Origin of the sequence: Cypionkella sp. (assembly GCF_028290025.1) — a bacterium.
Lineage (GTDB): Bacteria > Pseudomonadota > Alphaproteobacteria > Rhodobacterales > Rhodobacteraceae > Cypionkella.
The window spans coordinates 1-10,584 of sequence record NZ_JAQGKQ010000028.1 but is presented as its reverse complement, the minus strand read 5'-3'; the positions used below and the strand labels follow the sequence as shown (position 1 = coordinate 10,584).

General features: G+C 59.2%; 9 protein-coding genes. 2 read left to right on the top strand and 7 right to left on the bottom strand.

The features are described from left to right. A partial coding sequence (locus JWS10_RS03970) for an alcohol dehydrogenase catalytic domain-containing protein (protein ID WP_299505016.1) occupies positions 1-629 on the bottom strand: 629 nt, incomplete at its 3' end. 200 nt (positions 630-829) lie between these two features. Between JWS10_RS03970 and JWS10_RS03965 the strand changes: the two genes are divergently transcribed. Next, the gene (locus JWS10_RS03965; protein WP_299505015.1) at positions 830-1,747 is read left to right on the top strand and encodes an NAD(P)-dependent oxidoreductase; all 918 of its coding nucleotides are present in this window, start codon (positions 830-832) and stop codon (positions 1,745-1,747) included. A gap of 4 nt (positions 1,748-1,751) precedes the next feature. Further along, positions 1,752-3,485, top strand: coding sequence for an extracellular solute-binding protein (locus tag JWS10_RS03960; protein ID WP_299505013.1), 1,734 nt, complete (start codon positions 1,752-1,754; stop codon positions 3,483-3,485). Between the two features lie 4 nt (positions 3,486-3,489). Here JWS10_RS03960 and JWS10_RS03955 read toward each other — a convergent pair whose 3' ends face one another. The 6 genes from JWS10_RS03955 to JWS10_RS03930 all read right to left on the bottom strand — a co-directional run bounded on the left by JWS10_RS03955 (position 3,490) and on the right by JWS10_RS03930 (position 10,458). After that, entirely contained in the window at positions 3,490-6,024 is a 2,535-nt protein-coding gene (locus tag JWS10_RS03955; protein WP_299505010.1) for an ATP-binding cassette domain-containing protein, read from the bottom strand. Between the two features lie 68 nt (positions 6,025-6,092). After that, positions 6,093-7,148: a substrate-binding domain-containing protein gene (locus JWS10_RS03950; RefSeq protein WP_299505008.1), complete on the bottom strand. Its 1,056-nt coding sequence runs from the start codon at positions 7,146-7,148 to the stop codon at positions 6,093-6,095. Further along, positions 7,132-8,157, bottom strand: coding sequence for an ABC transporter permease (locus JWS10_RS03945; protein WP_299505005.1), 1,026 nt, complete (start codon positions 8,155-8,157; stop codon positions 7,132-7,134). The genes JWS10_RS03950 and JWS10_RS03945 overlap by 17 nt, the downstream gene beginning before the upstream one ends. 18 nt (positions 8,158-8,175) lie before the next feature. Next, a complete protein-coding gene (locus tag JWS10_RS03940) occupies positions 8,176-9,156 on the bottom strand; it encodes a zinc-binding dehydrogenase (RefSeq protein WP_299505002.1) in 981 nt (326 codons plus the stop codon). A 10-nt stretch (positions 9,157-9,166) separates the two neighbouring features. Continuing rightward, positions 9,167-10,174, bottom strand: coding sequence for a Gfo/Idh/MocA family oxidoreductase (locus JWS10_RS03935; RefSeq protein WP_299504999.1), 1,008 nt, complete (start codon positions 10,172-10,174; stop codon positions 9,167-9,169). Beyond that, positions 10,171-10,458: a YciI family protein gene (locus JWS10_RS03930; protein WP_299504997.1), complete on the bottom strand. Its 288-nt coding sequence runs from the start codon at positions 10,456-10,458 to the stop codon at positions 10,171-10,173. The genes JWS10_RS03935 and JWS10_RS03930 overlap by 4 nt, the downstream gene beginning before the upstream one ends. Between the last annotated feature and the right edge of the window lie 126 nt (positions 10,459-10,584).

Genomic DNA, 10,584 nt, shown 5'->3' with positions numbered 1-10,584 from the left:
CGGTTCGGGTTGGGTTCTGAGACGATGATGACCGAAGCCCCAGCCGCCTTTGCCGCGAGAATGGTCAGCGCCCCGATCGGCCCAGCGCCAGACACCAGAACCGTCGATCCCGCAGTCACGCCACCACGGTCAATGCCGTACATGGCAACCGCAGCGGGTTCGATCATCGCGCCCTGCTCATCGGTCAAATTGTCTGGGATCGGCTGAGCGTTGTAATCTTTGATAATCGCCTGCTCGGCCATGCCGCCCCATGCCCACGACAGACCCACGCATCCCATCTTGGGCGACAGGTGATAGAGGCCCCTTTTGCCGAAGTAGTCATCGCGCGGAAATAGCAGCGGCTGCACCGAAATGCGGTCGCCAGCTTTCACATGACTAACCGCCGAGCCGACCTTCTTGACCCGCGCCGAAAATTCATGCCCGAGAATTTGCGGGTTGGTCGCCCCGGTATAGACATGCGGGGTTCGCGGCGTGACGATCGGCCCTGCGATATATTCATGCAGATCTGTGCCGCAGATGCCGGTGACAAAGGGCTCGATCAGCACGTCGTCGGGCAACAGATTGTCCGAGGGCGGCGAGATATCATCGACCCGGATATCGCGGGCGGCGTGGAAACGGACAGCTCTCATTTCGTCCTCACTGATCTTATTGCAGGGTGCCTTGCGCTTGCGATGCACGGCGCAGTGCCCAATTATGCGCCGTGTAACTGCATAACAAAGCCCCATGCCGTCGAGGGTCACATTTTATCCATTTCGGATGATTTTGCCGGCTAGGAAGCATAAGGGGCGGGCTATCTTCGCAGCGGCAAAGCTGGCACGGAGACCTGATCGTGACGTCACCTCAAACAATTCCCCCTGAAATTGGCTGGATCGGCGTCGGAAAGATGGGCAATCCGATGGCGACGCGGCTAATTGAGGCGGGACACAAGCTGACGATTTGCGATCCAGTGGTTGAAAATCGCGCCAGTCTGGTCGCTCGCGGGGCGCAGGTTTCGGTGACGGCGGGTGACGTGGCGGCGCGGTGTTCGCTGATCTTTGTGACCATTCCAAATGATGCGGTGTTGGCAGAGTTGATTGACGATGGTGATGATCGAACTGGCTTGATGACGCAACTCGCCGCAGGCTCGGTTGTGGTTGAGATGAGCACGGTTTCACCGCAACTGTCTGAACGGGTGGCACGCATCCTTGCGCGTCGCGGCGTGGGATATCTGCGCTGCCCGATCTCTGGCAGCACAACCTTGGCCCGGGCAGGAAAGCTAACCGCACTTGCCTCGGGTGACCAAACCGCGTGGGAGGTTGCATCGCCCTATCTGGACATTGTGGCGGCGCGCAAATTCTACCTCGGTCCGGGAGAGGAAGCCCGCTATATGAAGCTGGTGTTGAACACGCTAGTCGGGGCCACATCGTCGATCTTAGGAGAGGCGCTGGTTCTGGGGGAACGCGGTGGCCTCACGCCCGCGCAGATGATGGAAGTCATCACTGAAAGTGCGGTGGCGTCGCCGTTGATCGCCTACAAAAAAGAAATGATCGCTCAGATGGATTTCAGCCCGGCGTTTTCGGTGACGCAGATGATCAAGGATTTCACCCTGATCACCGAAGCGGGCCGTGACAAACAAGTGCCTATGTTTGTGGCAAACATGATATTGCAGCAATACACTGCGGCATCGAACGCAGGTTATTCTGAACAAGACTTTTTCGCGTTGTTCGATTGGATGCGGGTGGCGGGCGGGCTGGCTGACCCGGCCTGATGGCTTGAAAGACGGACATGACGCAAAATTCGGGAAAGCTGTCGGACCACGAACTCAGCCGAGTGATCGAGTTCTGCGCAAGATCCGCCAGCCGTTTGACGATAGTATACCGGGGGCAAAGTCTGATCCCTACTGGAATATCGTGCTAGAACTGGTCGATAGCCACATCCAGCAGCGCTCAGTGGATTTGTCAACATTGGTCGAATTGTCACAGGCCAGTTGGGGCACCGCCAACCGTTTGATCACCAAGCTGATCGAGGATGGACTGATCGCCCGGGTGCCGCGTGGGCCCAAGCATAAGACCAGTTTTTTGGCCCCCAGCGCTGATCTTCTGACCCATTTCATCGACTACGCTGCCCAGGTGAAATCGCAACTGGCCAAGACCTTTGGCTTGCGGTCGGGCTCCGAAACCGAGGAATACTACTTTGGCGGCTCTTACTTTGCTGCGCACATCATCTCGCCCGTGCAAGGGACCGACATCAGTTCATCCGCTCTGCGCAATTTGCGGTTTTTGCTGCATGACGACAACTATTTCGCCTCCATGCGCAATATGTGGTCGGATTTCCGCAACGATATCGGGCGCAAAAGCAGTTTCGATTTGCGACACCTGCCAGAGCTTTATGCGCAAGCCGAGGTGGCGCTAAGCGATCCCAAGACGGCCTACGATGTGGTTGCGGTGAACATGCCGTGGCTTGGTCGCTTTGCGGATGCAGGGCTATTGGCTTCGCTGGATGATGTGCTGCCGCAAGCGCCGATCAATCCTCTGGATTTTCATCCCTCGGTCTGGAGCACGGGCCGCTGGAACGGGCAGCAATACGGCATTCCGATCTATTGCACCGTGGAAATCCTGACCGCGCGGCGCGATCTGTTTGAGACGGCTGGGCTGACCTATCCACGCACCTTTAACGAAACCATTGCGGCCGCCCGCGCCCTGCACAAGCCCGACCGCGAGCAGTATGGCATTTCGTGGAATGGGGCGCGGGGCGTGACGATTGCACATGCGTTCATGTTCTTTCTGGCCTCGTCTCAAGGCTCTGTCATCGACATTCCGCGCAAGACCGAAAACTGGCTGGACAGTTTTGATCCGCGCAATCTTAAACTGCGGATCAACAGCGAAGAGGGGCTGGCGGCGCTGGAATACATGCGCCAACTGGTCGAGGTTTCGCCGCCGGGGGTGGAAACATTTGACGCTGATCGGAACCTGAACTGCTTCATGTCAGGCAATGCCGCGATGAGCTATGCTTGGACCATGCGCGCGGCGCGGCTGGAGCATGAGCTGAGTTCAAAGGTAAAGCGCCGTGTCGCCTATCTGCCGCCGCCGGTGCTGAAGGGTCGGCAGGTCACGGCCCCGGTCGGTGGCTTTCTGCTGACGATCCCGACTTATGTCGCACCGGAACGCAAGCGTGAGATTCTGAACGCGATCGCTTGGATGGCCTCACCCGAGGCTATGAAAGCGCATGTGCGCAATGGTTTCCCGGTGGCACCCCGCTTTTCGGTCTGTGCCGACCCCGAGGCGCTGGCATCCTCGCCCGTCGTCAGCTTCATCGACCGGATGGCGCGGAGGAATGAGCTGAATACATGGTCGCGTCCGCCGGTGCCGGAATACGTCGAGATCGAACGGATACTGGGGGCCGAGATTTACGCCGCCGTATTTGAGGGCAAAGCGCCGAAGCGCGCCTTGGCCGATGCCGAAACCGCAGCCTATCGCTGTATCCGCGAACGAACCGGGGCGATTTAGGCGGTTAATGTGGTGCGGCTGCACGTTCCCGCACGGTCGAATAGATCAGCGCGGCCATCAGGATCAGCGCGCCCTGGAACACGTATTGATAGGTTTGCGACAGGCCCAGGAATGACACTGCGTTCAGCACTTCGGTCAACAGGAGCGCACCAAGAACCGAACCGACAAAGGTGCCACGCCCGCCGCGCAGGCTGGTGCCGCCCAGAACAACGGCGGTGATGCTGGCGAGCGTGTAGTTCGCGCCCTGCGCCGGATCGCCCACGCCAATCTGCGCCATCAGCATGATCGCCCCTAGCACGGTGAACAACGCGCTTGCGACATAGCCCGCCACAAAGGTGCGGTCGATCCTAAGGCCGATCCTGCGGGCCGAGTCCTCGTTCGACCCCGTCGCCCGCAGTTGCCAGCCCCAACGCTGGTTACGAAGGCCATGTTCGGCGGCAAGTGCTATCAGCACGAGCACCGCGAAGGCCACCGGAATCGGGCCGATCTGCCAAGTGATCCACTCCACCACCGCCGCATTGATATAACCGCCGGGGCTGTCGCGCAGGATGAAGCTGCACCCTTGCAGACCAATGTACATCGCCAAAGTGGCCGCAATCGGGGTGAAGCTGGCAAAGCGGATCAGCAGGCCGTTGACCAATCCGACGACAATCGCCAAGCCAAACATCAATGCAAACCCCAGCAAGATCACTGACGGAGCCTGTCCGTCGTTCACAAAGAAAGACGCGACGACCACCAGAAACCCTGCGAGTGGACCGACCGATAAATCAATCCCTCCAAGAATAAGCGCAACGGTCTGCCCCAAGGCAATAAAGCCCAGCGCCGTCGCTAGCATCAGGATGTTGCCAATGTTGAAGGATGACAGGTAGTGGGAGTTCTGGGTGAAGACGAAAAGCGCCAGCAGGATCATCACTAGCGTCAGCGGCACCGCCGTAGCGTTGTCGGTTTGAACGAAATGCCGCCAACCGCTGGCGCTGGCGTTGTAATTGCGGTTATCCTCACGATCAACGTGGGTCAGCGCACCCACCGCTGCCGCGACAATGCGATCTTCCGCCACGTCTGCACCAACAAGGGTTTCAACCACCCTGCCCCGCGACATCACAATAACCTTGTCACACAGCCCCTCAAGCTCTGCCGCATCGGAGGAATTCACAACGACGGGGATACCCTTGGCCGATACCTCGCGCAGGATACGGTAAATCTCGGCCCGCGCGCCAACGTCGACGCCCTGCGTCGGTTCATCCGCGATGATAAGGCCGGGGTCTGATAGCGACGCCCGCGCCATAACCACCTTTTGCTGGTTGCCACCGGACAACGACTTGACCGCCGCTTCCATGCTTGGGGCTTTGACGGCCAAAGATCGGAACGCATCAGACACGTGTTCCATCTCGGCTTTGCGTTTGACGATACCGAAACTGCTGAATTTATCCAAAGCGGATATTGCAGCGTTTTCTCGGATCGTCAGGCCAGTGGCTAGACCTTCGGCATGGCGGTCTGACGGCATGAAAGCCGCATTGTGAACCAAGTGATGCGGTGAAAGCGCCTGCCCGCTTAGCCGCACCTCGCCTTTTGACGGCTGCAAACCCGCCAACGCCCGCATCAATTCTGACTGACCGTTGCCCGCCACCCCAGCAATGCCGAGGATCTGTCCGCGTGCCACGTCAAAGCTGACGTCGCTGAAGTTTTGCCCGCTCAGCGATCCGACAGCAAAATTGATGCCGCCAACACCGTCCGCTTTCGGGGGAAACGCTGACCCCATCCGGCGCCCGACAATCATGGCCAACAGATCTTGGTCACTGACCTCGGCCACCAGAGCGCTGCCCCGCTTGCGACCGTCGCGCAACACCGTAACGCGCTGGGCAATCTGACGCAATTCAGCCAAGCGGTGCGTGATGTAGATGACGGATGTTCCCGCCTTGGCCACCTCACGAACGCAACGGAACAATAGGTTTGTGGCGTCCTGATCCAACGAAGCGGTTGGTTCATCAAGGATCAACACTTTCGGCTTGATCGCCAGTGCCTTGCCAATCTCTAGCAACTGTTTTTGGGCCACGGTCAAAATGTCGCTGCGCGCGTGCAATGGCACCGTCAAACCGACTTGGTCTAGTATGGCCTGCGCAACCGCTCGTGGCGACTTCCCGGCGAACAACGAAGGCGGAAGCGACACCCGCAGGTTTTCCAGAACCGACAAATCATCCAGAATGGCCGGATGCTGATAGGAAATCGCAATCCCCAGAGCGGCTGCGGTTTCGGGTGACAAGTTGGACACGATGCGTCCATCAAACTCGATTGTGCCGATCTGTGGTCTGATAACACCCGCAATGATATTCATCAGCGTGGATTTGCCAGCGCCGTTTTCTCCTAGAATGGCGTGGACTTCGCCTGCGTTGAAGTCCACCGACACGTCCGTCAACGCTGGAATCCGCGCGTAGAACTTGGATATCCCGGATAGTCGCAGGATCACTGAACCCGGCAAAGCCGCATTGGGTTGAGCGTCCATTGCGTTGCTATCATCGACGACCACGGCCATATCCTGCATCTGACAACCATCTTTGTCGCAAAATGGGAAATTGCGACCCCGAGACGACATCGCGGGGTCGCAAAGATTTACTTGGTGACGGCCTTAGCCTGATCGTCTCCCGGCATTACAGCCGACAGGTAGATCGAGCCGGGCAGATCGGCGCGGCACTGAACGGCGCTCTGCTTGCCGGAAACGCTATCTTCAAACACCGGGGCCTTGAAGATTTCCTCGGTCGGAAGCGTGCCACCGGTGGCAGAGGCTACGGCCCATTGCTCCGCCAGACGCACGTTGTCGTTTCCTGTCGCCACGGTGAATAGTTTGAAATCAGGGTTATCTTTGACGTTATCCGTCCAGAAGCAGCCCAGCGAGTTGCCGTCCGAAGTGGCAATCGCCGGAATCGAGCGGTTGAACTTTTTGAACACTGGCAGCGCGCCGACCAGCGACGGGCCGAAATCAGACACGATCACGTCGATCTTTTCGTTCTTGGCAATCTCAGCGGACAACACCTGCTGGGTCAAAGACGGATCCCAGTTGGTGACGTCAAACGGTTCCGGGTTAATGAACTTGTACTTGTCATCCAGCACGGTTTTCATGCCTGCCAACTCGTCCAACCCTTGCGAATTGCCCGCTGGCCCCGACAGGAACAGCACATTGCCACCATCAGGCAGGATGCCCTTGATCCAGTTGCCCCAGCTAACCCCATCATCCTTGAACGACGAACCGATGAACTTGGTATAGTCTTTGCCCGCCTCGCCGCCTACATCGACGCGGTAAGGCACCACGACAGAACCCGCCGCAAACGCCGCCTTAAGCGCTGGCAAAACCGCCGGACCAGCATCACCGAACACCACAATGGCGCTGGTGCCCTTGGCGGCAAAGCTCTTAATGTCAGAGATCGCCTTTTGCGTATTTCCCTGTCCGTCGGCATATTGGTAATCGGTGATCGACGGGCAAAGAGCCGCCTCTGCCGCACCCGAGGCCGTCGTCACCAGACGCCAGCTGTTGCCGCCAAACCCGTCCAGCAGTGCCAGCGAGGCTTCGTTAGGCCCACACCAAGACGGCGTCTCGGCCAGTGCAGCGCCGCATGAAAGTGCCAGCAGCGATGCAGTAATGGCAATCGACCCCTTAAGATAGGATAGCATCATCTTCTTCCTCCCGATTTGACAGTTTATTGATTTTGCCGAAGAAACTGGGCATATGGATTGAGTAAATCCCGATACCCAATCCAAGCGCGAGGGCCTGAATTATGGTCTGGGCCGAGTAGGGCACGCCAACGGCGAAGGCGAACTGGCTCAGTTGATTTAGGAAAAGCGCGGCGATGGCGGTGGAGATCGGAAATCCCCGCCCTCCCAGAAGTGAGGTGCCGCCCAACACCACCACCGCGACCGAGGGCAGCAGCAGGCTGTCACCTTGAAATGCCGTGGGCTGGGTGGTGATCCCCGCGATCAGCAGCCCCGCCGAGCAATAGAACAGTTGCGCCAGAACATAGGCCATCATCTGGTGCCGCCTGACATTCAGCCCGATAGCTGCGGCGGCCAAAGGGTTGGCACCAATCGCCTCAAACCTCCGGCCCCAGATGGTCTTCTTCATGGCGAAAACCGTGACCGCCAAGATGGCGATGGCGAACCAAACTGCATTCCCCACGCCGAAGCTTTCGCCGCCCGCAACCTGCGCAAGAAGGTCCGTCGTGATGCGAGGCACGCCACCAGACACGGCGAAGACCACGCCATAAATCAGGGCATTCATCCCAATGGTTGCGACGATGGCGTTCAGCCGAACGAAGCCGACCAGCAGGCCATTGACCACGCCTGCCGCCACGGCGCAGGTATAGGCAATCAGCACCGCAGGCAGCAGTTGCGCGTCGTCGCCTGACGGATAGTGCGTCGCCAGCACCACCGACAGCGACACACCGCCCGCCACCGAAAGATCAAACCCGCCCTGTTGCACAACCAGCATCTGACCCAGACCGACGATCATCAGGATGGCCGCGAATGGCAGGCTACCAGCCAGCGCCCCCGCGGCCACGCTTGAGGGCGCAAAGGTAAGACACAGTCCGATCAGCACGATGGTCGAAATGACGACGGTTACAAACCCTTTCGCCAAAGCAAAGCGCGAGACTTGTCTGGGTCTGCGATGGGGTTGCGCGGTCATTGTGATGTCCTTTGGCGGTCAAGCGATTTGCAGCGTGACCTTGACGGCCGCCTGCGGGTTCTTGCCCAACTCCAGCGCCTCCAAGGCATCATCGAGCGGGAAATGGTGGGTCTGGATCGGGCTTAGGTCGATGCCCGTTCGTTCCAGAAAACGGATCGCCGCAGGCCAGACGCCTGGGGAACCAATGCAACCGCGCACCGTCAAATCTTTGATCTGGATCTTACCCAGCTCGACCGGGAACTTTTGCCCAATGTTGATGCCCACCATCGACACCATTCCTTCGGGCCGCGCATAGTCGAACACATTCGCCAATGAAGACTGATGCCCGGCGCATTCAACCACCAGATCGGCACCGCCGCGAGTCAGGTCTTGCACGGCCTCGACCGGGTTGCCAATCGACGGGTCAACCGTGGCATCGACACCCAGACGCCGTGCAATATCGCGGCGCAGCGGCACCGGATCGACCACGATCACCCGCGCGCCCATGCCAATTGCTGCCGCAGCCGACACCAGCCCAATGGTGCCACCGCCCGAAATCACCACCGTGTTCGAGGCGTTAACACCACCGTGTCGCATCACGGCGTAATACCCGCAGGTGAACGGTTCAATCAGCGCGCCTTTGGCATCATCCACCGCATCTGGGAGTTTGTGCAACCATTCAGGGCGCGCAGCAAAAAACTCCCGATCCTCGCCATCCATCGAAAAGCCGAAGTGGTGGATACGCTCCGGCGTCTTGATCACGCATTCACCTACCACCCGGTCGCCGCGTGACAGACCGCTGACATTGCGGCCTACCTCGACCACCTCTCCGACCCATTCATGGCCGGGGGTGACGGGATAAGAGATCGGGATGATGTATTGGCCCGCCAGCAATTCATAATCTGAATGGCAAATACCGACGCGGCTGGTGCGGATCATCACCTCATTCTCGGTGATGGTGGGCATCTGCACTTGGCTAACGATGGGTTTTTTTGGCTCGTCGAAAATCAGGGCTTTCATCGCGGTCTCCTCAGGCCACAGCTTCCATCTTGCCCGACAGGGCAGAGGCGAAAACCGCCTCCAGCAACGCAATGTTATCAACCAGATGGGCAGCGGTGATCGGATAGCTCTCGGTTCCCCGCACGGCGCGGGCAAAGCACACAAGGTTGTCTTTCACAGGTTCGGCGGGCGGGATTTCAACTGTCGTGATCGGCCCGCCCGCCATCGCACTCGTCACGATCCAGCCATCCGGGCTTTCGACATGCGCCTTGTCCCGAATGTCGATCCACCCCTTCGACCCGTACACGGCAAACCGCGAGATGAACGGATTGGCGAGCGACGCCGACACATAGGACGTGCCACCGCCTCTGAACTTGACGAACGCCGCCACCGTGTCGCCGTTCGGCAGGTCCGACGACAACTGCTCGCAGATGCAGAGCACGCTTTCCGCAGCCCCCATCAGCCGCACCGACAGGTCCAGCAGGTGTATCCCCGTCGCCGTCATCCCGCCCGCCGGGGCCTGATCCGCCTTCAGCCGCCAGTTGTCGCGATCCAGGCTGAGAAACTTGTCATGACTGAAATTCGCCTCGATCTGGTGCAACCGTCCCAAGACCCCGGCATCCGCCTTGGCAAGCATGTCCGAAATCGGCGGCTCCCACCGCCGCTCGTGGCCCATGCCCAGCACTAGCCCCGCATCCCGGCACAGACCGACAGCCTTCTCCGCCCCCGCCTTCGTCAAAGCCAGCGGCTTTTCGCAGAACACATGCTTGCCCGCCGCGACCGCCGCCTCGATCTGCGCGCCGTGCAGCGAATGCGGCGTCGCCAGCACCACCGCCTCCACCGCCGGATCGCGCAGCGCATCGGCATAAGCCGCAGAGAGCGGAATGCCCTTCTCGGCACATAGATCGCGCACAGACTCAACGTTCGGCTCGACCGCCCGCACCACCCGAATATCGCCGGGGGCCCCGGCCAGAACGGCCAGCATTTTCTTCCCCCACCAGCCCATGCCAATCAGGGCAATGCCTACGGGTTCACTCATGTCCGGTTGTCCACGCGTTTGTTAAATGGACGGATTGAGATTGTGGCCCACAAATCAGCCATAAAGAACGGATCGGCGCGATTGAACGCCTCTACCTCAGCCAAAGACGCAGCCTCTACTATGAAGCAACTGCCGATCATGGTTTCCTCATCATCGGCAAGAAGCGGGCCCGATATGACCGCCTTCATTCTTGCAGAAGCCAGATAGGCTTTGTGCGCTTCGTAGTTGTCGAGCCGCTTCTGGACTGCGCCCGCATGGTCAAGGCAATGGATGACATAGTGCATGGGAGGACTCTCGGCTTAGGAAGGAATGATCTTGCGGGCGCGTAGCTCGTCAAACACGTCGAAAAAGCTTTGGCTGGTCTGCTGATAGGCAGTGAAACCACGGGTGCGGCTGTTGGTCATGTCGGT

Bases quoted from the DNA above. Each gene is read 5' to 3' on its own strand.
- JWS10_RS03955 (WP_299505010.1), bottom strand. From the start codon at position 6,024: ATGCAGGATATGGCCGTGGTCGTCGATGATAGCAACGCAATGGACGCT.
- JWS10_RS03950 (WP_299505008.1), bottom strand. From the start codon at position 7,148: ATGCTATCCTATCTTAAGGGGTCGATTGCCATTACTGCATCGCTGCTG.
- JWS10_RS03945 (WP_299505005.1), bottom strand. From the start codon at position 8,157: ATGACCGCGCAACCCCATCGCAGACCCAGACAAGTCTCGCGCTTTGCT.
- JWS10_RS03940 (WP_299505002.1), bottom strand. From the start codon at position 9,156: ATGAAAGCCCTGATTTTCGACGAGCCAAAAAAACCCATCGTTAGCCAA.
- JWS10_RS03935 (WP_299504999.1), bottom strand. From the start codon at position 10,174: ATGAGTGAACCCGTAGGCATTGCCCTGATTGGCATGGGCTGGTGGGGG.
- JWS10_RS03930 (WP_299504997.1), bottom strand. From the start codon at position 10,458: ATGCACTATGTCATCCATTGCCTTGACCATGCGGGCGCAGTCCAGAAG.